This is a genomic window from Hoyosella altamirensis, assembly GCF_014191505.1.
GTDB classification, from domain to species: Bacteria; Actinomycetota; Actinomycetes; order Mycobacteriales; family Mycobacteriaceae; genus Hoyosella; species Hoyosella altamirensis.
Map to the genome: position 1 here is coordinate 219,084 of NZ_JACHWS010000001.1, position 26,889 is coordinate 245,972.

The 26,889-nt window shown below is 62.4% G+C and carries 29 protein-coding genes and 1 pseudogene; 15 read left to right on the plus strand and 15 right to left on the minus strand.

Features of this window, described 5'->3' with window-relative positions; all coding sequences use genetic code 11:
- Nucleotides 1-5: 5 nt before the first annotated feature.
- Nucleotides 6-800 (plus strand): DUF1206 domain-containing protein, encoded by a 795-nt coding sequence (locus tag FHU29_RS01095; RefSeq protein ID WP_064442505.1) that lies wholly within the window; start codon nucleotides 6-8, stop codon nucleotides 798-800.
- A 165-nt stretch (nucleotides 801-965) separates the two neighbouring features.
- On the opposite strand, the gene FHU29_RS01100 is transcribed toward FHU29_RS01095, so the two are convergent.
- The 6 genes and pseudogenes from FHU29_RS01100 to FHU29_RS01125 form a co-directional block, all read right to left on the minus strand.
- Nucleotides 966-1,229: a hypothetical protein gene (locus FHU29_RS01100; protein ID WP_064442504.1), complete on the minus strand. Its 264-nt coding sequence runs from the start codon at nucleotides 1,227-1,229 to the stop codon at nucleotides 966-968.
- A 357-nt stretch (nucleotides 1,230-1,586) separates the two neighbouring features.
- A complete protein-coding gene (locus FHU29_RS01105) occupies nucleotides 1,587-2,090 on the minus strand; it encodes an NUDIX hydrolase (protein WP_064442503.1) in 504 nt (167 codons plus the stop codon).
- A 9-nt stretch (nucleotides 2,091-2,099) separates the two neighbouring features.
- Nucleotides 2,100-3,170 carry an AAA family ATPase gene (locus FHU29_RS01110; protein ID WP_064442502.1) on the minus strand — a complete coding sequence of 357 codons (1,071 nt, stop codon included), beginning with the start codon at nucleotides 3,168-3,170 and terminating at the stop codon, nucleotides 2,100-2,102.
- Between the two features lie 25 nt (nucleotides 3,171-3,195).
- The gene (locus tag FHU29_RS01115; protein WP_064442501.1) at nucleotides 3,196-4,233 is read right to left on the minus strand and encodes an aliphatic amidase; all 1,038 of its coding nucleotides are present in this window, start codon (nucleotides 4,231-4,233) and stop codon (nucleotides 3,196-3,198) included.
- A 35-nt stretch (nucleotides 4,234-4,268) separates the two neighbouring features.
- On the minus strand, nucleotides 4,269-4,901 hold the full coding sequence (locus tag FHU29_RS01120; RefSeq protein ID WP_064442500.1) for an AmiS/UreI family transporter: 633 nt from the start codon (nucleotides 4,899-4,901) through the stop codon (nucleotides 4,269-4,271).
- 102 nt (nucleotides 4,902-5,003) lie between these two features.
- A pseudogene (locus FHU29_RS01125) lies at nucleotides 5,004-6,030 on the minus strand (substrate-binding domain-containing protein).
- Between the two features lie 201 nt (nucleotides 6,031-6,231).
- Here FHU29_RS01125 and FHU29_RS01130 point away from each other — a divergent pair.
- The 3 genes from FHU29_RS01130 to FHU29_RS01140 are packed head-to-tail and all read left to right on the plus strand — an operon-like array spanning nucleotide 6,232 to nucleotide 7,949.
- Entirely contained in the window at nucleotides 6,232-6,636 is a 405-nt protein-coding gene (locus FHU29_RS01130; RefSeq protein WP_232323092.1) for a MarR family winged helix-turn-helix transcriptional regulator, read from the plus strand.
- Complete coding sequence (locus tag FHU29_RS01135; RefSeq protein WP_269747879.1) at nucleotides 6,633-7,451, plus strand: thymidylate synthase; 819 nt, start codon at nucleotides 6,633-6,635, stop codon at nucleotides 7,449-7,451. The genes FHU29_RS01130 and FHU29_RS01135 overlap by 4 nt, the downstream gene beginning before the upstream one ends.
- Before the next feature lie 9 nt (nucleotides 7,452-7,460).
- Nucleotides 7,461-7,949, plus strand: a complete 489-nt coding sequence (locus tag FHU29_RS01140; RefSeq protein WP_064442498.1) for a dihydrofolate reductase — start codon at nucleotides 7,461-7,463, stop codon at nucleotides 7,947-7,949.
- A 30-nt stretch (nucleotides 7,950-7,979) separates the two neighbouring features.
- Here FHU29_RS01140 and FHU29_RS01145 read toward each other — a convergent pair whose 3' ends face one another.
- Nucleotides 7,980-8,996, minus strand: a complete 1,017-nt coding sequence (locus FHU29_RS01145) for an ABC transporter substrate-binding protein (RefSeq protein WP_064442524.1) — start codon at nucleotides 8,994-8,996, stop codon at nucleotides 7,980-7,982.
- 376 nt (nucleotides 8,997-9,372) lie between these two features.
- Between FHU29_RS01145 and ctaD the strand changes: the two genes are divergently transcribed.
- From ctaD to FHU29_RS01160, 3 genes are all read left to right on the plus strand, one after another.
- Complete coding sequence (gene ctaD, locus FHU29_RS01150) at nucleotides 9,373-11,142, plus strand: aa3-type cytochrome oxidase subunit I (RefSeq protein ID WP_064442497.1); 1,770 nt, start codon at nucleotides 9,373-9,375, stop codon at nucleotides 11,140-11,142.
- Between the two features lie 103 nt (nucleotides 11,143-11,245).
- Nucleotides 11,246-12,472 (plus strand): phosphoserine phosphatase SerB, encoded by a 1,227-nt coding sequence (serB, locus tag FHU29_RS01155; RefSeq protein WP_064442496.1) that lies wholly within the window; start codon nucleotides 11,246-11,248, stop codon nucleotides 12,470-12,472.
- Nucleotides 12,473-12,477: 5 nt separating this feature from the next.
- Nucleotides 12,478-13,218, plus strand: a complete 741-nt coding sequence (locus FHU29_RS01160; protein ID WP_064442523.1) for an aminoacyl-tRNA hydrolase — start codon at nucleotides 12,478-12,480, stop codon at nucleotides 13,216-13,218.
- Nucleotides 13,219-13,220: 2 nt separating this feature from the next.
- On the opposite strand, the gene FHU29_RS01165 is transcribed toward FHU29_RS01160, so the two are convergent.
- Genes FHU29_RS01165 through FHU29_RS01175 form a run of 3 tightly spaced genes read right to left on the minus strand, consistent with a single transcriptional unit; the run spans nucleotide 13,221 to nucleotide 17,207 of the window.
- Nucleotides 13,221-15,302 carry an ATP-dependent DNA helicase gene (locus FHU29_RS01165; protein ID WP_423785855.1) on the minus strand — a complete coding sequence of 694 codons (2,082 nt, stop codon included), beginning with the start codon at nucleotides 15,300-15,302 and terminating at the stop codon, nucleotides 13,221-13,223.
- Nucleotides 15,303-15,311: 9 nt separating this feature from the next.
- Nucleotides 15,312-15,914 carry an isochorismatase family protein gene (locus FHU29_RS01170; RefSeq protein WP_064442495.1) on the minus strand — a complete coding sequence of 201 codons (603 nt, stop codon included), beginning with the start codon at nucleotides 15,912-15,914 and terminating at the stop codon, nucleotides 15,312-15,314.
- Nucleotides 15,915-15,947: 33 nt separating this feature from the next.
- Complete coding sequence (locus tag FHU29_RS01175; protein WP_232323093.1) at nucleotides 15,948-17,207, minus strand: nicotinate phosphoribosyltransferase; 1,260 nt, start codon at nucleotides 17,205-17,207, stop codon at nucleotides 15,948-15,950.
- Between the two features lie 169 nt (nucleotides 17,208-17,376).
- On the opposite strand from FHU29_RS01175, the gene clpS reads away from it, so the two are divergent.
- From clpS to FHU29_RS01215, 8 genes are all read left to right on the plus strand, one after another.
- Nucleotides 17,377-17,697, plus strand: a complete 321-nt coding sequence (gene clpS / locus FHU29_RS01180; RefSeq protein WP_148262499.1) for an ATP-dependent Clp protease adapter ClpS — start codon at nucleotides 17,377-17,379, stop codon at nucleotides 17,695-17,697.
- Nucleotides 17,698-17,780: 83 nt separating this feature from the next.
- Complete coding sequence (aosR, locus tag FHU29_RS01185) at nucleotides 17,781-18,362, plus strand: oxidative stress transcriptional regulator AosR (protein ID WP_074390938.1); 582 nt, start codon at nucleotides 17,781-17,783, stop codon at nucleotides 18,360-18,362.
- Nucleotides 18,363-18,373: 11 nt separating this feature from the next.
- Complete coding sequence (locus FHU29_RS01190) at nucleotides 18,374-19,471, plus strand: P1 family peptidase (RefSeq protein ID WP_064442493.1); 1,098 nt, start codon at nucleotides 18,374-18,376, stop codon at nucleotides 19,469-19,471.
- A gap of 61 nt (nucleotides 19,472-19,532) precedes the next feature.
- On the plus strand, nucleotides 19,533-20,249 hold the full coding sequence (locus tag FHU29_RS01195; RefSeq protein WP_083962588.1) for a rhomboid family intramembrane serine protease: 717 nt from the start codon (nucleotides 19,533-19,535) through the stop codon (nucleotides 20,247-20,249).
- The gene (gene murI, locus FHU29_RS01200) at nucleotides 20,246-21,091 is read left to right on the plus strand and encodes a glutamate racemase (RefSeq protein ID WP_423785856.1); all 846 of its coding nucleotides are present in this window, start codon (nucleotides 20,246-20,248) and stop codon (nucleotides 21,089-21,091) included. Before FHU29_RS01195 ends, murI begins: the two co-directional genes overlap by 4 nt.
- A gap of 155 nt (nucleotides 21,092-21,246) precedes the next feature.
- A complete protein-coding gene (locus FHU29_RS01205) occupies nucleotides 21,247-22,032 on the plus strand; it encodes a cyclic nucleotide-degrading phosphodiesterase (protein ID WP_064442492.1) in 786 nt (261 codons plus the stop codon).
- 67 nt (nucleotides 22,033-22,099) lie between these two features.
- Complete coding sequence (gene rph / locus FHU29_RS01210) at nucleotides 22,100-22,891, plus strand: ribonuclease PH (protein ID WP_064442491.1); 792 nt, start codon at nucleotides 22,100-22,102, stop codon at nucleotides 22,889-22,891.
- On the plus strand, nucleotides 22,888-23,523 hold the full coding sequence (locus FHU29_RS01215) for a non-canonical purine NTP pyrophosphatase (protein ID WP_064442490.1): 636 nt from the start codon (nucleotides 22,888-22,890) through the stop codon (nucleotides 23,521-23,523). Before rph ends, FHU29_RS01215 begins: the two co-directional genes overlap by 4 nt.
- 5 nt (nucleotides 23,524-23,528) lie before the next feature.
- On the opposite strand, the gene FHU29_RS01220 is transcribed toward FHU29_RS01215, so the two are convergent.
- The 5 genes from FHU29_RS01220 to FHU29_RS01240 all read right to left on the minus strand — a co-directional run bounded on the left by FHU29_RS01220 (nucleotide 23,529) and on the right by FHU29_RS01240 (nucleotide 26,788).
- Nucleotides 23,529-24,260 carry an LpqN/LpqT family lipoprotein gene (locus FHU29_RS01220; protein WP_064442489.1) on the minus strand — a complete coding sequence of 244 codons (732 nt, stop codon included), beginning with the start codon at nucleotides 24,258-24,260 and terminating at the stop codon, nucleotides 23,529-23,531.
- Between the two features lie 51 nt (nucleotides 24,261-24,311).
- Nucleotides 24,312-24,659, minus strand: a complete 348-nt coding sequence (locus FHU29_RS01225; protein WP_064442518.1) for a DUF3817 domain-containing protein — start codon at nucleotides 24,657-24,659, stop codon at nucleotides 24,312-24,314.
- Between the two features lie 32 nt (nucleotides 24,660-24,691).
- Entirely contained in the window at nucleotides 24,692-25,069 is a 378-nt protein-coding gene (locus tag FHU29_RS01230) for a hypothetical protein (RefSeq protein ID WP_064442488.1), read from the minus strand.
- A gap of 238 nt (nucleotides 25,070-25,307) precedes the next feature.
- Complete coding sequence (locus FHU29_RS01235) at nucleotides 25,308-26,357, minus strand: IS3 family transposase (RefSeq protein WP_064442701.1); 1,050 nt, start codon at nucleotides 26,355-26,357, stop codon at nucleotides 25,308-25,310.
- Nucleotides 26,330-26,788 (minus strand): hypothetical protein, encoded by a 459-nt coding sequence (locus tag FHU29_RS01240; protein ID WP_232323104.1) that lies wholly within the window; start codon nucleotides 26,786-26,788, stop codon nucleotides 26,330-26,332. Before FHU29_RS01240 ends, FHU29_RS01235 begins: the two co-directional genes overlap by 28 nt.
- Between the last annotated feature and the right edge of the window lie 101 nt (nucleotides 26,789-26,889).

The window sequence follows — 26,889 nt, forward strand, 5'->3', positions numbered from 1 at the left end:
GGTACATGAACAGCGAGTCTCGGCACCCGGCGCAGCACAGCGCGTTCGAGGTGGCTGCACGTAGTGGGTATGTTGTCTCTGGCCTGCTGCATATCGCGATTGGCTACCTTGCGATCCAGCTCGTCATAGGCGGGCAGGAAAGTGTGGATCCAGATCCCGCCGGAGCCTTCGCGGAAATTGCTCGCGAGCCCGGCGGCAGGATCGGACTATGGATGGCCACCGCGTGCTTTACCGCGATGGCGCTGTGGCGGCTCGTGGAAACCGTCATGGGGCGGGCCGCGGACGGCTCGCCTCACACCATGAGCCTGTTCGACAGGATCAGCGCGCTTTCGGTTGGCGCCGTACAGGCAGCACTGGGCTATCTCGCGTTCAGGTTCGCTTCCGGTCAGGCGCCCGACGATGCTGAGGCGGTCGCTTTCACCGGACACCTGATGCAAACCGGAGCGGGCAGCCTCATCCTCGTCGTTGCCGGTCTAGTCGTTGTTTTCGTCGGCGGCGCGCACGTCTACAAAGGCGGAAACCGGAAGTTCCTGGGTGAATTGGTTGGCCGGTCAGGCGTACCGCTCATGGGGCTGGGGATGGCCGGGTATGTCGGCAAGGGTCTGGTGATCGCCACGGTCGGTGTGCTCGTCATCATTGCCACCTTCCGTTCCCAGCCAGACGAAGCTGCCGGGCTTGATGCGGCGCTGCGCACTCTCGCTGCCCAGCCGTTCGGGTTCGTCTTCCTCGGGCTGGTCGCGCTCGCGATGGTGACGTTCGGGATATTCAGCCTGGCACAGTCAGGTCGGGCCAAAATGTAAGCAGCGCTAGGCTGGACTGGCGGCGTGGGGCTAGACCGACTGGAGTGAACGCAGCGCTGATGAACATTGCAGTACGAAGCCTAAGGAACCAGCAAGCCTGCCGAGAGACGCGCAATGGCGATCTGCTCAGCAGGCTTGCGGTGGTGTTATAGGTCCAGGCGCGGCCTACACGGCGGTTTCGTCCCCGCTCTCGTCGGCGGTTTCGTCGCCGTTCTCATCTCCAGCGTCGTCACCCTCGTCATCGCACAGTTCGATCGATCCGACGACATCAGCTTCGCAGAGGAACTCGAGGAAGATTGAGTCGATGTCGGGGAGGCCGCCGTCAGCAGGTTCGTCAGCGAAGGCAGTACCCGCCCCCGCCAGCATGCCGCCGGAAATGAGTGCGGCAGCGGCGCCGGCCGCGGTGAATCGTTTAATTGACTTGCGCATGGATTACTCCTGTGCTTGGGTGCAAATTTCATGTGAGCGTGCCCGCGGAAATGGAAAGCTAGCGTGGTTCCGCATTTCTTGCTCCGGCCCGGCTCGACGCTTATATTGCCTTCTCATTCGTTCAAGATCAAGGCGTCCGACATTAATAAATGTGATCGAAAATCAAACTAACAACTTGTAATTCCCCCAAAAGTCACATGCATAACCAGCAATAACAAATGCAGGCTGCCAGGCAGGCGATGACCTCGGGGGGTCGATACACCGCTGCCGGGGGTGTCATTCAGCTAGCGATATGACTTACGTCACACCAGGTCTTACTTGGTACGGCCGGTGTCCAATCAGCAGGCGGAAGAATGCCTACTGTAAGAACCAGGGAATCACGTCTTCATTCTCACGTGGCTCGCCACTGTCGAGCGCAGCCACGGCGCGACGTATCCGGACCCGTGACGACTCGCTCAGGCCCTCCGGCAGATCTTGCGGTGAGAACCACGCGACAGCCGTGTTCTCATCATCCGCCGGATGTGCGGTGCCTGCGACGTAGCGAGCTGTGAAACAAAGGTCTAAGTACTGACACTGGTCGCCGTTGGCGTGGACGATCTCGGGGCTGACGTCGACGCTCGCGAGGTGCAGTAAGTCGACTTCGATGCCCGCTTCCTCACTGATTTCCCGCTTGATTGCCGGTGCGGGGTGCTCGCCGGGCTCCAGAATTCCCGATATCACTGCCCAACGGCCGTTATCGGCACGCTCGGCGAGCAGCACGTTCGCGGCATCATCGAAAATCACGGCACTCACGCTCGGTAGCCAGAGCATGTCGTGGCCGATGTGCTGGCGAAGTTTGAGGACAAAATCGGGGACTGCCACAACGCGAGGCTAGCTGACCTGCACATGCAGCGCCTTGCCTGTGGCATTGACGGTGGCAGTCACCCGCCTGGTTCCCACCGGCCTAACCCGCACTAGTTCGCGTGCGAGTGGAGCGCTCACCAGCTCCCGAATGGCCCGCCGCAACCCCCGTGCTCCGTAGACGGGGTCGAAGCCCCGGTCGGCAAGGGTGCTAACAGCTGCCGGGCTCGTGGTGAGCACGACGGACCGCCGTGCGAGCCGCTGCGATAAGAGGTCAAGTTCGAGCCTTGCCACCCTCATCGCTGTCTCCTGAGTGAACTCCCTAAGAATCACGGTCTCATCTATCCGGTTGAAGAACTCGGGATCAAAGAAGCGCTCGAGTTCCCGCCGCGCGACTGTGGCGCCGTCTCGTGCAAGTCCGAATCTAGAAGCGATTCGCCGTTTGGACTGGGAAATCGAACGCGAACCAAGATTCGACGTCATGAAGATGTAGCTGTTGCGGAACGATATCGTGCGCTCGCCATTGGCGAGGTGCAATACACCACTGTCCAGAATTTGCAGCAGCGCCCGAAGGACTGTTCGATCTGCTTTCTCGATCTCGTCAAATAGGACTATTCCGGGAGTGTAGGGATCTCCTTCAATGGTTCCTTTATCGAATAAGGTGAAGGATTCTTTGCTGCCCGCATATCCGGGTGGTGCCCCCGAGAAAGACGCCGCATAGTGCTCTTGTGCGAGCGCGTTCATATCGATACGGCAGAGATCATCTGGCCCGCTGCGCAGTTCGGCCGCGACACGTCGCACCAGTTCGGTTTTGCCGACGCCAGTGGGCCCAACAAGCAGGATGTTCGCGAGTGGTCGCACAGGATCACACAGTCCGCACTGCGCTAGCGTGACGGCCCTGACCACGGTTGCTATCGCGGCATCTTGCCCGATGATGCGCTCACCGAGTCTGGCGGTCAGCTCGTCTGGGCTGAAGCCACCATTTTTGATTCCTTGCGAGGGTTGGGATGCAGGGACATCAGCGCGGGTGCAGGATCCGCCAGCCGAGTCGGTCGGGTGGTTCTTGTTGTTCTCGTGGAACATATCGGTCAGAAACGGCATGGCGGATCCTTACTGCCCCTGGGTATTAGGCTTCGCGCGTTTGTTCGACGGGCAGATTTCCAACACGGCACTCGGCAACGCCGACTGTCTCGCGGGTGATTGCTTCTACCTTCTCCTGAGCTTTCTGCGCGTCAGTAACCCAGAGCTTGTAGAACTCAAAGGGGCAGTCGGCAACGCCTTTGTCGCCGTCGCCAGCAGCGTGCACACCGGAGTAGCCGCGGTGCAGCAGCTTGAACAGGTGGTTCTGGGATTGGTCGTGGGTTCGTGCGTCACGGATGGCGGAGAGCGAGAGTTGCGCGTACTGGATTCCGTATTCCTCCTCACCGGTCTCGCCGAGCGTGCGTCCGTCGAAACCGATGATCGAGGAGTGGCCGAAGTACGAGTACACGCCGTCGAATCCTGCGGCGTTGGCCACTGCGACGTAACAGTTGTTCGCCCAGGCCATCGCCTTGGCCATCAGTACCTGTTGGTCCTTCGATGGGTACATGTATCCCTGGCAGCGGACGATGAGTTCGGCACCCTTCATCGCGCAGTCCCGCCAAATCTCTGGGTAGTTGCCGTCGTCGCACACGATGAGTGAAATCTTCATGCCCTTTGGGCCCGCCGTGACGTAGGTGGTGTCGCCCGGGTACCACCCTTCGACGGGGCACCACGGGAGGATTTTCCGGTACTTCTGAACGATCTCGCCTTCGTCGTTGATGAGGACGAGAGTGTTGTAGGGGGGCTTGTGCGGGTGATCTTCGTGCTGCTCGCCGGTGATGGAGAAGACCCCCCACGTACGCGCCTGGCGGCACGCTTTGGCGAAGATCGCGGTTTCGTCACCTGGGATCGTCGCTGCGGTCTCGTACATCTCGGACTCGTCGTACATGATGCCCTGCGTTGAGTACTCCGGGAAGATGACGAGATCCATGCCCGGAAGGCCGGATTTCATCCCGACGATCATGTCGGAGATCTTCTGTGCGTTCTCGAGTACCTCGGCTCTGGTATGCAGGCGCGGCATCTTGTAGTTGACGACCGCGACGCCGACTGTGTCTGGGCTAGATGAAATATCGCCGTGACGCATGAGGGATCCCTCCTTGTTGTGGTGTAACTGAGTGGTTATGCGTGGATGGCTCGGGATGAGGCGCCCACGTGACTGGTGGCTGTTTCGTGGTGGGCTATTGCCGCGGCGAGCGCGATAAGGGTGAGGAACGCCGCAGCGGTGCCCCAGGCAGCGGCTGCCGTAGGTGTGTAATTGCCGGTGAGCCCCAGGAATGCGGGAATCGTGCAGGTCGGCTGACTCAGCAGCACGACCGCCCAGCCGGTGAACCGGGTGAATTCAGTCCGGCGCAGTCCGAGAACCAGGAAGAAGAGGGACCACAGGAGTGCCCACGCGAGCCAGATGACGCCGAAGACAGGATCGGCGCTCAGTGTGAACGAGAGGGCCGAGTAGATCACTGCGGCGGCGGCCACGAAAAGGGAAAACCAGCCGAGCCCCTGGGCATCGAGACCCGCAAGAGTGTTTATTCCCACGTAGAGGTAGGTGAAACCAAAGAGGTACAGGCCAGAGGCGGCCAGAATCGCGGTGGTGTCACCTGCGGCCTGGATGAGCAGGACGGTGGGCAGGACGCACTGGAGAGCGCCGACAAACAAGTTGAGCACTGCCGCTGAGCGCTGGGGGACCGCTCCCAGCAGCATCAAGCCGTTGACGAACAGGACAGCTCCCACGTATAGCAAGCCCACGTTGCCCATCGGATCCTCCATATAATTTCAAATGAAAAGATTTCAAATGAATCTAAGTGGTGGCCGTCACATAGTCAAGGTCTGAGCGAAGACTGGCTAAAACGATCTGGGCTAGAGCGTCGTGATGACGTCGAAGTCGACACCATCCGCCACAGCGAGATGGACTCGCTGGCTTCCTTGCGAGCCGCGAAACTCGATGGGGCCGCGAGGCCCGTCGTAACCAGCACCGTCAACAACGGCATCGAGCCGGTTGATCTCAAGCGACCCAGCACGTTCCACCAGCGTGGCGAGGGTCTGGATGCCCTCGTAACACGATTCGGCCGCATTGTTGAGCGCTGGAGCATGGGCGCCGTGCAGAGATGTGTATCGGCTGACCAGGTCAAGAGAATTGGCGCCAATCATCGACCGGAAATACGCGGCGGCGACGAAGAGGCCGATGGTTGCGTCTGCCCCGCTGGCCATCAGCATGTTCTCTTCCATCAGCGGACTGAAACGCACGATCGAATCGTGCAGACCGGCTCGCGCGAAGGCTCGATTGAACTCGACGGCATCCTGCCCCACAAGCAACATCAGCACACCCTCGGGCTGCAAGGCGGCCACGCGTTGCGATCAAGTCGCGCATGTCACTGCGTCCGAGGTGAACGAACGTTTCATCAAGAATGGTCAGGCCGAGATCGTGGGCGTAGTGATGGACTGCCGAGGCTGACAAATGGGGCCAGACATAATCATCGCCGACGATCATCCATCTGCGCGTGCCCAGGTTGTCCCGCAGCCACTGAAGCGCGGGGCTGATCTGTTCGCCCGGTGTCTCGCCGCAACAGTAGATTCCACTTCGATGCTCCCCGCCCTCGTAGAGGGAGGTGTACGCATAGGGGATGCGCCCTGCCAGTACCGGCGCGAGCGTATGGCGGACCGACGAGATATGCCATCCACTCACCGCATCGATGACCCCGTCGTCAGCAAGTCCCCGGACGTGTTCCGCCACATTGGCCGGTCGCCCACCGCCGTCGATGATCTCGAGTTCGACCTCGCGGCCGAGCAGGCCGCCCCGAGCGTTGAGCTCATGCGCGGCGAGGGCCGACAGCGCTTCGCACGACGGGCCAAACAGCCCGGCGGGGCCCTGAAGTGGCACAACCATGCCGATGCGCAGCGCGGCGCTTCTCCGGGGCCGGAGGAGTCTTCCCGGAGGCACTGTCATTTCTTCCCCGCTGCGGGCTACACTCATTTCAATTGAAAGTATTAGCGTTGGTCACATCGAGCGCAAGTAGGTGAAGCCGTCATTTCTGGGAAGACGCTGAGCGGACAAGCCAGGCAAGGGCGAGCGCCCTCGCTGGCATACGTGCTCCACCGACTGGCGAAGGTACGCGCGAAAGCGGCGGAAGCGCTTATGCAATCGGAATCGCTCAGCTTCGATCAATGGCTCGTCATCGAGGCGCTGGCGCTGGCCGAAGGCAGGTCCGCAGAAGGGCGGACGATGGCCCAGGTTCAGCACGCGACGCAGGTGTCGGGTCCGACACTCACGCGCGTGGTAGACAAGCTCGTCATGCGCGCTTTTCTGTATCGCGAAGTAGATCCCGCGGACCGCCGGAAAGTGCGCGTACATCTGAGCGACAGGGGAGCGGACCTCTATGCGCGCCTCGCGGACCTACTGGCGGCGGACGAGAGTGAATGGCTGGGCTCGGAAGCGCTCGACCGAGAGTCTCGACAGAACATTGCCCGCATAACCGATACGGTAGAGGCGTGACTGGTCCCTTCGCTGCCATCCCCACCCCTTACGAGGACCTGCTGCGTGACGTGCTCGAAAGCGGCGAACCCAAGCCCGATCGCACCGGCACCGGCACACGCAGTGTCTTCGGCCGTCAGCTTCGATATGACCTAACTCAGGGCTTCCCGCTGATCACGACCAAGCGTGTGCACCTCAAATCGGTTGTCTACGAACTCTTATGGTTCTTGCGCGGCGAATCGAACGTGCGCTGGCTCCAGGAGCATGGCGTCACCATCTGGGATGAGTGGGCACGGGAGGATGGTGAGCTGGGCCCGGTTTATGGCGTCCAGTGGCGTTCCTGGCCGACCCCAGATGGTCGCCACATCGATCAGATCTCTCAGGTTGTCGAGTCGATCCGCAACGCTCCGCATTCACGGCGGCACCTCGTCTCGGCATGGAATGTCGGCGAGATCGAGAACATGGCGTTGCCGCCCTGTCACGCGTTCTTTCAGTTTTACGTCGCCGGCGGGAAGCTCTCATGCCAGCTCTATCAGCGCAGCGCGGACCTATTTCTTGGCGTGCCGTTCAATATCGCTAGTTACGCGTTGCTCACCGAGATGGTGGCTCAGCAGACCGGGTATCAGCCCGGGGAATTCATCTGGACGGGCGGGGACTGCCATATCTACGACAACCACGTCGAGCAGGTGACGAGGCAACTTGAGCGCGACCCGTATCCATACCCGGCGCTGAAGTTTGCCCGGAAGCCAGCGACGCTGTTCGATTACAACTATGACGACTTCATCGTCGAGAACTATCGGCACCACCCGCCGATCAAGGCGCCGGTGGCAGTCTAGGGGGCATGGATGAGGATGATCTGGGCCCAGTCGCGCGGCCGGGTTATCGGCAACCAGGGAGCGATACCGTGGCATATCCCGGAGGACATGGCCCATTTCCGGGAAACCACCCAGGGCTGTCCCGTGATCATGGGGCGGGCCACCTGGGACTCGCTCAAGCCCAAGTTCCGCCCGCTCCCGGGCCGCGACAACATCGTCGTCACGAGACAGCCGAACTGGGCAGCTGAGGGCGCCATCGTGGCGCATTCGCTGCCGGAGGCTTTCGAGGAAGCAAACCGCAAAGCCTGGGTGATGGGCGGCTCGCAAATTTACGCGGAAGCGTTGCCGTACGCGAGCCTGGCTGTCGTCACCGAAGTCGATATCGACGTGCCTGGTGACGCGTTCGCCCCTGAACTTGACGATTCATGGACGCTCGAATCGGCCGATCCGGCTGAGGGCTGGCATACCTCGAAGAACGGCCACCGGTATCGATACCTCCGCTACCTCAGGCCGGCCTGAGGGGCCCGTGCTGTGACGGACCCCTCGCTGCTAGGGGTTCTGCGGGTCGACGTCGAACATCTCTGCGAGGTTATCGAGGATTGCGTGCGCACCCTGAATGCTCACGGGCGTCATCCAGATATCGTCACGCACATCGACCTTCCGGCCGTTGAGAGTTTCCCAGAGCGGGTTGTTGATGAACTGTGCAGCCGCTTCGCGCACTTCGTCGGCTTCTGAATCGGTCCCAGGATTCCAGGTCGAGACGATGATCACGTCAGCTTCGGCGAGGTGCAGGTTCTCGGGGCTGATTGAGTTCATGATGTTTGTGGGATCGTCAGGGTCTTCGAGCTGTGAGGCAGGGCGCGCAAGCCCAGCATCCTCGAGCACGATGCCGCTGAACGAGGTGCTCCGGTAGAGGCGCGCGGTGGGCTCACCGGCGAAGCGGACGATCGAAACCACGGGAGCGCCATGTTTCTCGTTGATCGCTTCGCCGATCCTGCGTGCTCGCTCTTCGTATTCACGGATTTTCTCGTCCGCGACGTCCTCCTTGCCGAGCGCTTCGGCAAGAAGCCGGATATTTTCCTTCCACGTAGGCCCCGTTGTCTGTGAGAACACGGTAGGAGCGATTGCGGAAAACTGGTCGTAAAGGTCCTCGTGACGGACGGCCGCGGAGACGATGAGGTCAGGGTCGAGCGCGGCCAGTTTCTCGACGCTCGGGGAGCTGAGATCGCCGATTGATTCGGCGGTAGTCCCGAATTTCTCTCGGTCGTCGCCAAGGTAATCGGGCAGCCCGGGCTGTCGGTAGTCGGTGTACGCGACGAGTTCAGATTCGAGCAGCAGCACAGCGTCGGCGTAGCTGGAGTCGAGGCCGGCAATGCGAAGAGGTTCCGCGGATATTTCCGTTTCGCCCATGTAGTGCTCAACCGTGCGGGGGAACGGCCCGTCAGACGACTGGCCTGTGGGCGCGGATTCAGGCGAGGTGCCGCATCCGGCGAGTAGCGCTGTCGCCGCGAGCGCGCCGATGGCAGCGCGGCAGGAGCGGCTGCGTGAAAGCAGGTGAGAGGTCACGTGGATCCCGATCTCGAATGGATGATTAGGTGTGGCAAACCTATCTACCAGATCGTGGAACACTTTGGGAAGCCTCACCTTGGTTTCGAAGTTGCGATCCTTCCACGGCACGCCGGATCGTGACCGAGCATGAGTGAGGACGCCAGCGACTGGATCGCGGCGAGATCCGTCCTCGTGGGCGATGTCCGATCGCGAGGCAAAACCGCAGGTCATGGTAAACGAACCGCGTGGCTTTCGGCACTGTTTATCGCTCAGTTACGACAAACCGTAGGACCGGTGCACACGCACTCACGGCGAGGGTTTAGGATTTGCCTCAGCGACAGCAAACAGTCTGCGCTCACTCGTTGTGGGCGCAGGCGCGCAGTCAGGAGGATCAGTGACCGCCGTAGCGCCCAAGCCGGATCTGGATCGGCCGTACCCGCCCAGGCATAAGCCGAAGGGTTCCCTGATCTATGACATGATGACGACAACCGATCACAAGCTGATCGGGATGATGTACCTGACTACATCATTCTTCTTCTTCTTGGTCGGCGGCGTCATGGCGCTGCTTATGCGTGCCGAGCTTGCTGTGCCGGGGCTGCAGTTCCTTTCGAACGAGCAGTTCAACCAGCTTTTCACCATGCACGGCACCGTTATGCTGCTGCTCTACGCAACGCCGATTGTGTTCGGCTTCGCGAACGTGATCCTCCCGCTGCAGATCGGCTCGCCGGACGTCGCGTTCCCGCGTTTGAACGCATTCAGCTACTGGCTGTACCTCCTCGGCGCGCTGATCGCCGTGAGCGGTTTCGTCACGCCTGGCGGCGCGGCTGACTTCGGCTGGACTGCGTACACCCCGCTGTCGACTGCGATCCACTCACCTGGCCCAGGCGGTGACCTGTGGATCATGGGTCTGGCTGTCGGTGGTCTGGGCACCATCCTTGGCGCGGTCAACATGATCACGACGGTCGTGTGCCTCCGCTGCCCGGGTATGACGATGTTCCGGATGCCGATCTTCACGTGGAACATCCTGGTCACCAGCGTGCTGGTCCTTCTCGCGTTCCCGCTGCTTACGGCTGCACTGCTCGGGCTCTTCGCTGATCGCCAGCTAGGAGCGAATATCTACGATCCGGCGAACGGTGGAGTGCTGCTCTGGCAACACTTGTTCTGGTTCTTCGGTCACCCGGAGGTCTATATCATCGCGCTGCCGTTCTTCGGCATCGTGTCTGAGATCTTCCCGGTGTTCTCCCGCAAACCGATCTTCGGCTACACCGGTCTGGTCTACGCAACCCTCGCGATTGCGGCGCTGTCCATCGCTGTCTGGGCGCACCACATGTACGCAACGGGTGCGGTACTGCTGCCGTTCTTCAGCTTCATGACATTCCTCATCGCGGTGCCTACCGGTGTGAAGTTCTTCAACTGGATCGGCACGATGTGGAAGGGTCATCTGACGTTCGAGACGCCGATGATCTTCAGTCTCGGCTTCCTCGTGACGTTCCTCTTCGGTGGTCTCTCCGGCGTTCTCCTCGCGAGCCCGCCGCTCGACTTCCACGTCACGGACTCGTACTTCGTCGTCGCGCACTTCCACTACGTGCTCTTCGGCACCATCGTGTTCGCGACCTTCGCCGGAATCTACTTCTGGTTCCCGAAGATGACGGGCCGCATGCTCGACGAGCGCCTCGGCAAGTGGCACTTCTGGACAACCTTCATTGGCTTCCACACCACCTTCCTCGTCCAGCACTGGGTTGGTAACGAAGGCATGCCGCGGCGCTACGCGGACTACCTACCGGGCGATGGCTTCACCACCCTGAACACAATCTCTACGATTGGTGCCTTCATCCTCGGAGCCTCGACGATCCCGTTCATCTGGAACGTCTTCAGGAGCATTCGCTTCGGCGAGGTTGTGTCGGTGGATGACCCGTGGGGCTACGGCAACTCCCTGGAATGGGCGACCAGCTGCCCGCCGCCGCGGCACAACTTCTACGAGCTTCCCCGCATCCGGTCCGAGCGTCCCGCGTTCGAACTGCACTACCCGCACATGATCGAGCGGATGCGTGACGAAGCCCATGTAGGACCCGGCCACGGCCACAAGTCCAATGAACTTGTCGAAGCTGACCGCCACGCTCCGCCGCCATACCGACCGGTGGCGACGCCTGAGGACGAGAAGTAGCCTCAACCCGACCGCAACGGCCCTGCCTGCACCCGCTGGCAGGGCCGTTTCAGTGAGCAGCGGATAATCTCTTCTAGAATTTGGACGCCGAAAGGGGAGCGCGGTGAGCACACCGGAAACCACGGTTCTGATCACGGTGACGGGACGGGACAAGCCTGGTGTTACTTCCGTCCTGTTCGGTGCGCTTTCGCGGCACGAAACGAACCTGCTTGACGTCGAGCAAGTGGTGATTCGCGGACGCCTCACGCTCGGTGTCCTGCTCACAACTCCGCATGACGCGGAGGCCCTCCAGGACGAAGTCGAGCAGGCGATGGCCTCCATCGGATTCAACGTCGATGTGGAGATCGGGGCGGACCCCGTTGGCGGGCGCTCCTTATCCACCCACGCTATCGTCGTCCTGGGCAGGCCGGTAACCGCTCGAACATTCAAAGTCATTGCCCGCGAGCTAGCCCGGCAGGGCGTCAACATCGACACGATCCGCGGCGTTGCTGACTATCCCGTAACGGGCCTCGAACTCCAGGTGAGCACACCGCACGGCACCCACGATGACGACCTCAACCTGCGCCAGGGGCTCGCCGAACTCTCGGTTTCCGAAGGCGTCGACATCGCTGTCGAGCGCGGCGGTCTCGCCCGGCGCGCGAAGCGCCTGATTGTCTTCGACGTGGACTCGACCCTGATACAAGGTGAAGTCATCGAGATGCTCGCCGCCCACGCCGGCCGAGAGGCGGAGGTCCGGCAGGTGACCGAGGCAGCAATGCGCGGTGAGATCGATTTCACCGAATCGCTGCACCAGCGGGTAGCAGCGCTGAACGGTCTCGATGCCGCAGTCATCGATGAGGTTGCGTCGAAGCTTGAGTTGACGCCGGGTGCACGGACGACAATCCGGACCCTGAGGCGACTCGGATTTCGGTGCGGGGTGGTCTCAGGCGGTTTCCGCCAGGTCATCCAGTCCCTCGCAGACGAACTTGAACTGGATTTCATCGAGGCGAACACGCTCGAGATTGTGGACGGAAAGCTCACCGGGCGCGTGCTCGGACATGTCGTGGATCGGGCCGCGAAGGCTGTAGCGCTGCAAACATTCGCCGATCAGCGAGGAGTTCCGATCGAGCAGACCGTCGCCGTTGGCGACGGGGCAAACGATATCGACATGATCCAGGCAGCCGGGCTGGGTATCGCTTTCAACGCGAAACCGGCGCTGCAGGAAGTCGCGGATGCCTCGCTCACTCACCCGTATCTTGACGCGATCCTGTTCATTCTCGGGATCACGCGGGACGAAGTCGAGCACGCCGATGCGGCCGAAGGTCTTATGCGGCGCGTCCCCATCTTGTGAACACGATGGACCCAGTTATCGATGAGGGCTTCGCGGCGCGACACGCACGCCTCGCCGCGCTTTGCAGCCCGCTGGCGCGCATGGGCGCACGTGCAGACCCGGAGGACCCCGCCGCGGTGCTGGCCATGCAGATTGTTCTGCACATTCCGAAGCGAGAGCCACCAGCTCGCAGCGGCTTGCTCGCCGCAGCCGCCGCGGCCTCGGTCGCTGTGTGTCTTGATGAGCGTGTGAGCGAAGGCGGCGCGTGGGAAGAGCCCGTCACGGCCTGGATGTCCTCGCGGATCCGTAAGGTCGCGCGGCGCGCACGGGGTGCGCAGTGGGAGGCAGTTCAGGAACTCGACGGGGTGACCAGCACCGTGAACGGAGCTCAGGCGCGAGCCTTCGTCCCGGGCCCAGTGGGTGCCCTCGATTCGCGCCTGAAGCGTTTACAGATATCGGGCACCGATCTTGAGAACGACACTCCCGGCGCGGACCAGGACGATTTGCCGGTGTTGTGGGTGAACTCGTCCCTCGGCATGACCGTGGGCAAGGAAGCCGCGCAAGTGGGGCACGCTTCGATGCTGCTGGCCGCGGCGCTGAGTACCGCGCGTGCGGAGATCTGGGCGAGCAACGATTACGCCTGCACGGTACGCGAAGCCGACCCCGGACAATGGCCGCAACTGCTTGCCGCTGGGGGTGTCGTCGTCCGCGACGCGGGCTTCACAGAGATCGCTCCTGGCTCGCCTACCGTAATCGCTTGCTGGTGACGTCAGAGCTCACGACGTGCGCGAATGCGCTGAAGTGCACCGAGGGCGACGTCGCGGTCAGTTGTCTGCCAGAACGGCGGCAGTGACGCACGGAGGTAGTTGCCATAGCGAGCCGTGGCGAGCCTGGGGTCGAGGATAGCGACGACACCGATATCGTCGACGCTCCTCAGAAGTCGTCCCGCTCCCTGCGCGAGCAGGAGCGCAGCATGGGAGGCCGCGACCGTCATGAAGCCGTTACCCCCTCTGGCCTCGACAGCGCGCTGACGGGCGCGCAACAACGGATCGTCCGGCCGCGGGAAAGGGATGCGGTCCACGATCACCAGGGATAGTGATGGCCCAGGCACATCGACGCCCTGCCACAGCGAAAGCGTGCCGAACAGTGAGGTCGCTTCGTCTGCGCTGAACTGTCGCACAAGTTGGCCGGTCGAGTTGTCGCCCTGACACAGGATGGGGGTGCTGATCCGGTCCTGGAGAGCGTCAGCGGCCGCGCGTGCGGCGCGCATGGAGGAAAACAAGCCCAGCGTCCGGCCGCCTACCGCGTCGACGAGCGCCGCGATTTCGTCGAGGCATGCGGGCGCGAGTCCATCCCGGCCGGGCGGGGGAAGGTGGCGGGCAGTGTAGAGGATGCCCGCGCGGGGATGGTCGAAGGGAGAACCCGCATCCAGACTGGTCCACCGCAGCGCGGACGCGTCGGACGGTGTTTCCTTGCCCGACGCGAGCGCAGGGTCGGGCCCCGGCTCACTGGAACTGGACTGCGTCGGGAGGCCCCAGTTGCGTGCCAGCGCGTCGAACGTTCCGCCGATCGCGAGAGTCGCCGAGGTGAGGATGACGGTCGCTTCCGCGAACAACCGGGATCGCAGCAAACCCGCGACCGAGAGCGGAGCGACGCGCAACACATCGCCGCGCCGGTCGTCCCGGTTCAGCCACACCACGTCGCGACGTCGCGCCGGATCGGGCTCCCCGTACGCTTCGAGCACGCGCACAGCGGTGTCATGTAACTCATCGAGCAGCGCTAACGCACTGGTGCGTGCGGCGGCCGCCTCCGGCTCTGCGGCCGCCATGCCCTGCCGGATCGGGCCGATCGCCGTTCGCGCGGTCCATGCGGCGTCGCGCAGACCTGACAAGACGAGTGCTGCTGTGGGGGATAGCGTTTCCCACAGTCCTTCCGGCGCGTTTTCAAGGAGCCCGTCAAGGTCGTCCGCGACTGCGTGCAGCGCGTCCGACTCAGCGTCCTCGATGAGCCGCACACACTTGCGGGCCGCCGCGATCACGGACGCGGACGTGAGTTCAGCGGTAGCGGCACCAGTCACGCGGTCAACGAGTTCGTGTGCCTCGTCAATGATGACGACATCATGGTCGGGGAGGATGCTGGCTTCGGAAAGGGCCCCGATCGCGAGAAGCGCATGATTGGTGACGACGACGTCAGCATGCGAGGCGGTGACGCGGGCCCGTTCAGCGAAACACTGTTCGCCGATTGGGCAACGACTAACACCGAGACATTCGCGGGAGGTCACGCTGATCTGTCGCCAGGCCTGGTCGGTGACACCAGGGATGACTTCCTCACGATCGCCGGACTCTGTTTCTTCTGCCCATTCGTGCAAACGCCGGACGTCCCGCCCGAGCCGGGAGGCCGCAAAGGGGTCGAAAAGACCGTCACCGCCGCCGTCGTCGGGATCGTCCGGTGTGTTGTGGAGTTTGTTCAGGCACAGGTAGTTGTTGCGGCCCTTGAGTATCGCGAATTCAGGTGCGCGGCCCAGCGCCGGTTTGAGCGCTTCGGCGAGACGGGGCAGATCCCGGTCGATCAGCTGCTTCTGAAGCGCGATAGTCGCCGTGGACACCACAACTGTGCTACCGCTTTGCACCGCATGGGCTATCCCGGGAACGAGGTATGCGAGCGACTTGCCCGTCCCCGTGCCAGCCTGGACGGCGAGGTGCTCACCAGTGTCGATGGCGTGGGCGACCGCGGACGTCATCGTGAGCTGTCCGGACCGTTCCTTTCCGCCCAGCGCTTCGACCGCGCGCCGGAGCAGCGATTGTGTGCGCAGCACGGCGGGTGTGCCTGCAGCGACGGGCGGAGAAGTCACGAGACGAGACTACTTCAGCGAGCCACCAACGGACCCGGCTGTGGTCACACCGTTGTCGCGGAGTTCGGTCAGGGCACGATCGATTGTTTCCGCGCTGACCCCGACGGTGTAGTCGAGAAGGACACGTGTGGCGAACCCTTCGCGTGCGGCGTCGAGCGCGGTGGCTCGCACGCAGTGATCTGTCGCGATGCCGACGATGTCGACAGTTTCCACACCGTGCTGACGCAGCCAGTCGGCTAACGGCTTGCCGTCAGCTGTCGCACCTTCGAAGCCCGAGTAGGCGGCCGTGTAGGCGCCCTTCGAGAAGACTGCTTCGACATGCTGCAGGTCAAGATCAGGGTGAAACTCTGCGCCCTCGGTGCCGACTTTGCAGTGCACCGGCCAGGTGTCGACGAAATCCGGGTTGTCGGAGAAGTGGTCGCCGGGGTCGATGTGATAGTCGCGGGTGGCGACGATGGTGTCATAGCCGACTTCCGTCTCGAGTGTGTCGGTGACGAGGGACGAGATCTCGCCCGCGATCGCCGCTCCACCAGCCACGGCGAGTGAGCCACCCTCACAGAAGTCATTCTGGACGTCGACGACGATGAGTGCCTTCTTCGTTTCGCGAGTCATTCCTTAGCCTCCTCAATGCGGGCGCGCGGTCACCTATTCGGTGGCGAAGCGTGTGGGAATGGCTGGTTCCCCGTGTGACAGGACCAAACCTTCCCAGGGAAGGCTTTTCAGGCCCGTTGCCACAAGCTGCCGTCCTTCCTCCAGTGTGGGCGCTTCAGCGTCCGGTTCGCCACCTCGGAGCAGACTGACCGTCACCTCCCGCGCCGTAAGACTCATCGGCACAGGTGGGGGTTCGGCGGCGGCGAGGCAGATCACCTCTTCGACGACGGTTCCCGTGTCCCGTGCGAATCGGACGGCTCTTTTCGATCCGCCCCGCGTTTCTTTGCTGGAACTCCTCTTCGCGACCGGGCGGCCGTCGACTTCGGTGAGCTTGTAGACCATGCCCGCGGTGGGAGCGCCCGAGCCAGTGACGAGCGACGTGCCCACTCCGTAGCTGTCGACGGGTTCAGAGCGGAGAGCGGCGATCGAGTATTCATCGAGATCCCCCGACACGACGATCTTGGTTCGAGATGCTCCGAGGTCGTCGAGTTGCTGACGCACCTGGCGTGCGAGCACGCCAAGATCGCCGGAATCGATCCGGACTGCGCCGAGATCAGGTCCCGCGACATCGACCGCGGTGCGGACGCCTTCAGTGATGTCGTAGGTGTCGACGAGGAGTGTGGTTGCCGTTCCCAGCGCGGCTATTTGCGACCGGAACGCAGCTGCCTCGTCGGGGCCGTCTGCTCCTGTGTGCAGGAGTGTGAAAGCGTGGGCGCTCGTGCCAGCGCTGGGCACCCCGTACTGGCGGGCCGCTTCGAGATTCGACGTCGCGGTGAAGCCGGCGAGGTACGCGGCACGTGCTGACGCGACCGCTGCGCTTTCGTGAGTACGACGCGAACCCATTTCCATCAGTCCACGGCCATCTGCGGCGGTGACCATGCGCGTAGCTGTCGACGCGATCGCCGTGTCGTGGTTGAGAATAGACAGCACCACGGTCTCGAGGATCACGCACTCAGCGAAGGTCCCCGTAACAGATAAGACTGGCGACCCAGGGAAGTACATTTCGCCTTCGCGATACCCGGTGACGTCGCCCCGGAAGCGGAACTCCTCAAGCCAGCGCAGCGTCTCTTTGTCCAGGAAGCGGCTCAGCGAGCGCAAGTCATCGTCGGTAAACCGGAACCGTGCTATTGCATCGAGCGCCCTCGCGGTACCTGCGACGATGCCGTACCGGCGACCGTAGGGCAGTTTTCTCGCGAACACTTCGAAAGTGCACCGGCGCTGGGCGGTGCCGTCTTTGAGTGCTGCCGCGAGCATCGTGTATTCATACTGATCCGTCAGCAGCGCCGTGGATTGAGCAGTCACAACGACAACGGTACGGCCATGATCGTCTGTGCGGTGGGTTGTCGAATGGCTGATTGGTGGATTTGGGCGAGTTTCGCGGAGCGCTAAGTGTGACTCGAGCTGTAGGTCGTACCCTGGTTGTATGCCTGTTCCGATGGAAACCGACCCCCAGACTTCGCCTGGAGTGACGCCGGGTGGTCTGTCTGTCGCCGACGAGGATGAGGCCAGTCAGCGCCCCTGGGTGACGATCGTGTGGGATGACCCGGTCAATCTCATGCAGTACGTAACGTACGTTCTTCAGAAGATTTTCGGATACAGCCGCCAGAAGGCGACTGAGCTGATGCTGAAGGTTCATAACGATGGTAAGGCTGTCGTTTCGTCCGGGACGCGCGAGAAGGTCGAGATCGACGTCCGTAAACTGCATGCTGCGGGCCTGTGGGCGACGATGCAGCACGAATCGTGATTGGCCGGGTGACGGCTCTGCGCTCGCGCCCCTACAAGGTTCCCGTGCAAAGTTGCCGATTTGGGGAAGGGCGCGATTAGCCGGTGCATGCCTGGAGCAGGAAGAACACCTTAGGTGGACCGAGGTTTCGCTCGCAGATCGATGCGCACGAGGCCAAGGTGCTGCGCTCTGTGGTGCAGTCCGTTGTCACGATGCTCGACGAGCGTGAGAATGTTTCGCCGCACGACGAGCTCGAGGAGCTAACGGGCATGCGGACAGGAAGTGCCAGCCCTCCCGAAAACTCGGTCTTGGGGCGTCTGCTGCCGGACTTCCACCGGGCGGACGCGGAGGGCGTTGAAGAGAAATCTGATGAGATGGCGGGCCTCAACAGCGCGTTACGGAGCCTTAACGAGCCACAAATCATCGAAGCCAAGCGTGGCGTCGCCTCCGTCCTGCTCGAGACACTGCCACCAGAAGGCGGGAAGGTCTCACTCAGTCCAGAACAGGCTGACGCGTGGGTAACGGCCGTCAACGATGCCCGGCTTGCGCTCGGAACAATGCTCGAAATTTCGGACGAAACCCCAGAGGAAATCGACCCTAACGATCCACGTGCGCCCCAACTGGGCGTCTATCACTGGCTCACGTGGATGCAGGACTCCCTGGTCACAGCGGTAATGGGAGACTGAGGAGCGAGCCTATGGCCGCAGCTGCGGGTACTGACCGGAGGACGGGGGCGAGAAACGCCCTCACCGACGTGCCCGGGTTGCTGGTGGGCCACTGGAGTCGGCTAGATTCTGACGCATCGCTCGGCTCGGGCTGGGCGACGGGCTGCACGGTTGTCCTGGCGCCTGAAGGAGCGGTCGCGAGCGCTGATGTTCGTGGCGGCGGGCCTGGGACGCGGGAAACTGACCTGCTACGGCCAGAGAACACCGTGCAGCATGTGCACGGTGTGCTGCTTTCGGGCGGCAGTGCCTACGGTCTTGCGGCGGCCGGGGGTGTCATGCGGTGGCTTGAGGAGCGCGGCCATGGCCTCGCGATTGGCGGGGAGGGGCTCGTTGTTCCCATCGTGGCTGGCGCGGTGATCTTCGACCTTCCTGTCGGAGCTTGGGGGAATCGGCCGGATGCGGAATCCGGCTATTCCGCTGCCGATGCGGCCAGTCGGCATTTCGCCACTGGGTCGGCGGGCGCGGGCACGGCTGCCCGGGCTGGTGCGATCAAGGGCGGTGTCGGAACAGCGAGTGTAGTGCTGGGTGCTGGCCCGGCGGCGGGAGCGACCATCGGCGCCCTTCTAGTGGTGAACCCGGTCGGCTCGGTGTACTCACCGAAGACCGGTCTCCCTTGGGGTGCGGAAAGCGAAATTGGGGACGAATTCGATTTGCCACAGCCTTCGGAAGAGCAAATCGCGGCCGCGGCGGCGCTCGCAGCAAAGGGGACAGTGGTCAACACAACAATCGGGGTTGTCGCGACTGACGTGCCGCTGGATAAAGCGGGCTGCAAGCGACTTTCCATTGCGGGACAAACCGGCCTGACGAGGGCAATCCGGCCCGCGCATTCGCCGCTAGACGGCGACACCATTTTCGCGCTCTCCACTGGTAAGGGCCGTGCGGCCGCTCCGGAACTGGACTCCAGCGTGACACCGGCGCCCCCAGACGGTATACCGGCAGAGACAGGTGTGCTTGACGCCCTGTGCGCGGCAGCGGCCGATTGCGTTGAACGGGCGATTGTTCACGCCGTCCTCGATGCAGCGCCGGTCGCGGGAATTCCGGGATACCGTGACCTGTTCCACGCCAAGTGAGCAGCGATAGCACCCCGGCACGACGCGACGATGCACGCGGTCGCATGCGAGAGGAGGCGAGATGACTTTCGGCTCAGGAGGGTACGGCGGACCGGGTGGATTCGGTCCGCCGCCGCTAGGAGGAGGTCCTGGCGGTGCGGGCCCAGCTGGGCGGCCTGAGCGCAAGGGGCCTGGCCCGCGATGGCAGCAAGGTATCGTCGCCACGGTCTCGTTCGTTGGCATTCTCTACTTGATTGAGTTGCTCGACGTGATGACTGCTCATCCCTTTGCGCTTTCGGGGATTGCGCCTCGCACGACCGACGGACTGAGCGGCGTGTTGTTTGCGCCGCTGATCCACGCGGACTGGGCACACCTGATGGCGAATTCGGTGCCGCTGCTTGTCCTCGGCTTTCTTGTTTTTCTGTCGTCGCTGACGCGTGCCGTGATGGCGACTGCGATCATCTGGGTGATCGGCGGCATGGGAACATGGCTGACCGGCGGCGAAAACACCGTGCACATTGGGGCTTCGATCATCGTATTCGGATGGCTTGCCTTCCTCGTGACGCAAGGAATTTTCACGCGCAGTGGGGTGCAGTTGCTCATTGGCGGGGTTGTTCTGTTCTTCTACGGCACGCTCCTCTGGGGTGTTCTGCCCGGACAGCAGGGTGTCTCGTGGCAGGGCCATCTTTTCGGCGCACTCGCCGGGGTGGTAGCCGCGTGGGTCTTGTCCGGTGATGCGCGAGCGAGACGGCGTGCCTCGCGACAACAGTTGCCTCCCCACGGTGGGATGTTTCAGTGACTGAATCAATCGCGGTCGACTCATCGGGCCGGCCTAAGTTCCGTGAACCGGATGCGAACGCTCCTATCGGAATTTTCGATTCCGGGGTAGGCGGTCTTACGGTTGCCCGCGCAATTATTGATCAATTGCCCGACGAAGATGTGATCTACGTCGGTGATACCGCCAACGGGCCCTATGGGCCGCTCACCATTCCGGAAGTTCGGGCACATGCCCTCGCAATCGGAGATGATCTTGTTCATCGGGGCGCTAAAGTGCTCGTTATCGCCTGCAATACGGCTTCAGCCGCCTATTTGAGGGACGCTCGCGAACGGTATCCGGTCCCAGTTGTCGAAGTAATCCTGCCTGCGGTACGGCGCGCGGTTAAAGCGACACGGAACGGGCGAATCGGAGTAATTGGCACGCAGGCGACGATCGCTTCCCGGGCATACGAGGACAGTTTCGCAGCAGCCCGCGACGTTGATGTCGTCTCCGCGGCATGTCCGCATTTTGTCGACTTCGTTGAACGTGGAATCACCAGCGGCAGGCAGGTCATGCAGCTTGCGCAGGGTTATCTTGATCCACTGCAGCGCGCCGGGGTCGACACCGTCATCCTCGGCTGCACCCACTATCCGTTGCTTTCGGGTGTCATTCAGCTGGCAATGGGTGAGGACGTCACACTCGTTTCGAGCGCTGAGGAGACGGCTAAGGATGTCGTCCGTGTACTAACCGAACGGGATTTACTGCACGAGCACACGGACCGCGTCGCGAATCGGGAGTTCCTGGCAACGGGCGAGCCGGAGTTGTTCCGGAAACTCGCCGCGCGTTTCCTTGGACCTTCGGTTCCCGTTGTTGGGCACGTGTGACGCCGCTTACTTGGCTCCCATTTGCAAAGGCGATATGTCACAAAAGGATTCGGGTTAGACGCAGGTTCCATCACGGTCAGGTGTAAATCTCGCACATTTCAGGGATTTGGGGGAGAAGTTGAATGTGAATTGACGGGACGTGGCAGCATTAGCGTATGCGTGTAACCGTCCTGGGCTGTTCCGGAAGCGTCACCGGTCCGGATTCGCCAGCGTCGGGATATCTGATCAGTGCAGAGAACTCCCCGCCGCTGGTGCTTGATTTCGGTGGTGGCGTCCTTGGTGCGCTCCAGCGGTACCTCGACCCTGGTGACGCGACGCTTCTGCTATCGCATCTGCATGCTGATCACTGCCTCGACATTCCAGGTCTTCTCGTCTGGCGGCGCTATCACCCGAACCCGCCTGAAGGAAAAGCACTCGCCTACGGACCTACCGACACCGCCATGCGTATCGGCGCCGCGTCGTCGGAAGTGGGAGGGCACATCGACGACATCTCGGACGTTCTCGACGTGCACGTCTGGAAAGACGGACATGCCGTCACCTTCGGAGATGTAACAGTACTGCCCCGGCGCGTCTTCCATCCGCCCGAGTCCTACGGTTTCCGGTTCACAGACGGTGATGGCGCTGTGTTTGCCTCGAGCGGTGACACCGGCATGTGTGACGCGGTCTTCGATCTCGCGAAGGATGCGGATGTGTTCCTATGCGAAGCATCGTGGACCCATTCCCCGGACCGTCCGGTGGGAGTCCACCTATCAGGCACAGAGGCTGGTCAGATCGCACGTGAAGCCGGTGTTGGGCAACTGTTGCTGACCCACATCCCACCGTGGACTTCCCGAGAAGCGATATTCAAGGAAGCCCAGGCTGAGTTCGACGGACCCGTGCATGTGGTACAGCCAGATGACCAGTTCCAGGTAGTCCAGGTGGCCCCAGCCGACTTGGGCTGACAGGGAATCGCGCACGTTGTGAGGGCGTCCCCGACGGGTTGTCGGAGTGAACAGTTAGGCTCGTTGTGTGACGAGACGTGATGATGGCAGAGAAGACAACGAACTCCGTCCCGTTCGGATTACCCGGGGCTTCACAAACTACCCGGCTGGGTCCGTGCTCGTGGAATTCGGGCAGACGAGAGTCTTGTGTACCGCGTCAATTGACGAGGGTGTGCCGCGATGGCGAGAGGGTTCCGGGCAAGGCTGGCTGACCGCTGAGTATGCGATGCTGCCGTCGGCAACCCACACTCGGAGTGGCCGCGAATCGGTCCGGGGCAAACTCGGTGGCCGAACCCAGGAGATCAGTCGACTGGTAGGCCGGTCACTGCGTGCGTGCATTGACCTCGGCGCTATCGGCAGTCGCACTGTCACGGTCGACTGTGATGTTATCCAGGCTGATGGTGGAACACGCACTGCGGCTATCACTGGGGCATACGTCGCGCTTCACGATGCGATGACCTACCTCGGCGCGGCAGACGCGCTGGTGGATCCCAAACCTCTTTCCTGCGCTATCGCGGCTGTGAGTGTCGGAGTTGTCGATGGGCGCGTCCGGCTCGATCTTCCGTACGAGGAGGATTCGCGCGCTGAGGTGGACCTCAATGTTGTTGCAACTGACGTGGGCACCCTCGTCGAAGTCCAGGGGACCGGTGAGGGCGCCACATTCCCGCGGTCGACGCTCGACAAACTGATCGACCTGGCACTCGAGGGCTGTGAACAGCTGTTCGTCGTGCAGAACGAAGCGCTGGCGGCACCGTACCCGGGTGAACTCCCGAAGCCAGATCCCACCGCTCCGAAGAGGAAGTCGTTCGGATCCAAATGAGCAAGACTCTGCTTGTCGCGAGCCGCAACAAAAAGAAGCTTGCTGAGCTGCGCCGAATTCTCGATGTTGCGGGCATCGCCGGCATCACACTCGTAGGGCTCGGAGACGTTGAACCGTACACGGAATCTCCTGAAACAGGCGAGACCTTCGAGCAGAACGCCCTCGCGAAAGCCAGAGACGGTGCGCAGGCAACTGGTCTCGCGTGCGTGGCCGACGACTCGGGGCTGGAAGTGGCCGCGCTGCATGGCATGCCTGGAGTTCTCTCTGCACGCTGGGCGGGCGAGCACGGCGACGACGACGCGAACAACCGTCTCTTGCTCGGTCAGCTTCGGGACGTGCCTGAAGGGCGACGCTCCGGGGCGTTCGTGTCCGCATGTGCGCTCGTTGTTCCCGGCGGGGTGGAAACCGTGGTGCGGGGAACGTGGAAGGGAAGGATCGCCACCCAGGCGCATGGCGAAGGGGGTTTCGGATACGACCCCGTCTTCATCCCGAATGAAGCGCTCGCTGTCGAAGAGGGTGGAACGCCCCGCACTGCGGCGCAGATGACAGCCGATGAGAAGGACGCTGTCTCGCACCGTGGGCAGGCATTGCGCAAGCTGGTGCCGACACTGGCGCATTGGGCGAGCAGCTAAGTACTTTACTCCTCGGTGCGCGGGGTGACGGTGAGACTTCCGTCTATCTCCTGCACCGAGTCCGTCACCGACTCGGCGTCGTGCGATCGTGCCGTCACGCGCAGCTGGATGACGTATGAGGCGTCGTCGTCCTCCGCGATAACGGTACGCTCGACGATCGCTATGTACCCCGCCTCATCATCGAGGTATTCACCCGAAAGAGCGTACGAGCGCAACCCGCTGACCTCCGAGTCAGGGTCGTCCACAGCGATTTCGAAGCCGGGAAGATTGGCGACAGCTCCGCCAGCATGTTCCAGTAAGTCCTCGGCGTCGACGACGCGATCGAGGCGAAGCACCGTCAGGACGGCCGCGGGCAGTGGTCCGGGGTCATGCTCAGACTCCCACTGAGTGCCGACCGCAGCGACGTATGACTGTGGGAACATTCCGGGCGCTGCGAGTTCCCAGCCGCTTGGCAGGTCGAACGCGACCGCCGGTCCAGTCTCAGTTCCGGCAGCAAGAGGAGTCCGGCCGATGCCGTTATCCGCAAGGTAGTCGGCGATCGAGTAGGCGGGTTCCGGCTCTTCTGGATCGGCAGCCTCCGTAGTTGTTGCCACCGCCGGAGGTACTGAAACCGCCACTGTCGTAGGCGGAGCAGGGGGGGCGCCATTAGGCGTGTCCCCGTTGTCGGCAGCGCATCCACCAAGAATGATGGCGGCCGCAGCGATTCCGGAAATCCGAACCAGGGGACGGTTTGTCATGCAATCTACATATCCCGGGAGGGCACCCATGTCAAAGTCCCGACGGGCGATTCACAAACGCTGCCCAGCTCTGACCTTCTGCGTCACGCGGTGCTCGACATAGAAGGAGAGGAAGGGCACCGTGCCCGCGAGCAGTACACCGATCGTCGGGAAAGGCCGCCACCTCGCTTTTACTGCGAGATCTGTCGCCATGATCAGGTAGACGAAGTACACCCAGCCGTGAACTATGGGGATAATGCGTGCCCACTCGGGGAGATCCATATTCATCGGGTACTTCATGATCATCTCGACGGTGAGGACGAGTAGCCAGATGCCGGTGGTGATGGCAAGAACGCGGTATCGCGTGAGCGCCGAACTGACCCGGGCCGAAAGCAGCCCGCTCGTTCCGGACGCGGCCACCGTGCTCGACGCGCTCGCGGCACGCTCAGATGTCACGAAGTACTCCTATCGCGGTCATGTTGAGAGAGTTCTGCAAGATAAGCGTTATACGCGGTGATCTCAGGATCTTCGTGTGCGTGCCCCGCAGGCGCTGGGCGCGGAGGCAGGACGCCCTCGGGCACCTCACGAGGAGGGCCTGGTACTGGTTCGCCTTTCTCCTCTTCCTTCTCGAGCCGCACGAACCGGAAGTAGGCGTACACGAGGAATCCGGCGAAGAGGGGCCATTGCAGCGCATAACCGAGGTTTTGCGCAGACCCTGCAGCGGATTCATAGCGCTGCAGTTGCCACCAGCCGAGGGCGAGGCATGCAACAGCGCCGACGATCACAAAGATGATCAGCGCTAGCCTCGGCGATCTGCTTGGTGCGGCCACGTATTAAAGGTACCTGCAGAAGTGATGTGAGCGCGCACACGGACTGTTGACGAGCACGGCGTCCAGCACGACCGCAAGCACCACCCGATGACGAACTGCCCGCCGCAGCGAATGCGTACGCCCCTCAGCGAACAGGAACGGCGTGACAACGCTCAGCCAAGCAAAAAGCTCCTCGGTAACGTCACCGACGTGCAATGCCTCGGGATACTGCACATTTCCGCAAGAAACTCGGTAGCTGTCAACCTGTCTGAGACAGGTGGGGTGGTTTGATGTTGATTCCGGTGGCTTCGGGGAGCCGGGGTGCTTGTGGGGGTTGCCGGAATCGTTTGGGGTGGGCGGCGTAGTACTGGTCGAGGTGTTGTTGCCGCTGGTGCTGCACGTGGTGGGCGGTGCTGTGGTAGACGCTGGCGGGGGTGTGCCAGTTCAGGCCGCTGTGGCGGTGCTGGTGGGCGTAGGTGTGCAGGTACTGCCCGGTCCATTCGCGGGCGTGTTCGATGCTGTCGAAATGGTCCGGGCAGTTCAGGTCGTATTTCAGGGTTTTGAACATTGATTCGGAGAACGGGTTATCGTCGCTGACCCGGGGCCGTGAGTACGACATGGTGGCGCGGTGGGGGATATTTTCGAGCAGGCTGGTCAGCTCGCTGGCGCGCATGGCGGCGCCGTTATCGGAGTGCACGATCGCGGGCGCGCCGTGCGCGGTGAGCGCGGCGGTGAACATGTTTTTCGCGTCCGCGGCGTTCTCGCTGTAGCCGATGTACCAGCCCACCGGGTAGCGGGAGTACACGTCCACGATCAGTCCGAGCCGGTAGCGGTCCTGATTACGCGGCCCGCGCAGTTCGGTGGTGTCCCAGGTCCACAGCTCATTCGGCGCGGCCGCTGGCACGACGGGTTTTACCCGTTTGCTGCTGGCGCCTCGGCGGATCCGGCGTCGGTCCCCGGTGAGCTTCTCGCTGCGGGCAACGCGGTAGAACGTGCTCAGCGAACAGCCGATGTTCTTCGCATCGAAGGCCCGCCAGTACGCCTGCAGCACCGACAAATCCATGTACTCCTCGCAGCCGAGCAGGTCAATGATCGTGTCACGCTCGGTGTGACTCAGCGCCGCGGGCTGCTCCCGCCGGGCTTGCGGTGTTGGATCGGTGACCGGCCGATAATGCTGATAGCCACGGGTGATGCGGTAAAACGACGACCGCGCAACACCAATGAGCGTGCATGCGGCGAGCACGCTCATCCCGGCCGCGATAAGAGCGAGGAGCACGCCGGTCAGGACAGGTTCTTGCGCTGCAGCCACCGTGCGTACTCGTCCGCGCTCATCAGCGCTGGCGGGATCTGTTCGTGCTGCTCGCTGGAGCTCTCGTTGATCCCATGCAAGAGCTCGTAGGCTTTTCCCAGGATTTCCTGAACGGCTTCAGCCTGGGCGACCTTCTTCTTCAGGGCCTCATTCTCGCTGCGTAACCGCGCTAACTCGGCCCGATCACGATTACTCACACGGTTCCTTGACTTCTCTGAGGCAGCCACCATCGCGGTGGTGTATTGCCCCCGATCATATGCCTGCAGCCAGGGGCGAACAGTTGCCTCATCCAGGCTGAACTCGCGCAGCAGCCGGGCCTTCGCACCACGCTCGGTGCAGTCCTGCCAGCGCCGCACAAAATTTACCCGGAAGGCCAGCGGAAACATCCGCTTTCCAGTCGGGGACCGGCCGATCTCAACATCACTCGTCACGGGGATCCAATCCCCGCCCTACCCGTCAGACGGTGTCTCACCACCATCCTGACAAATACGGAACTTCCTGAGGAAATGCGGGGTATCGTGAGGAGATCCGA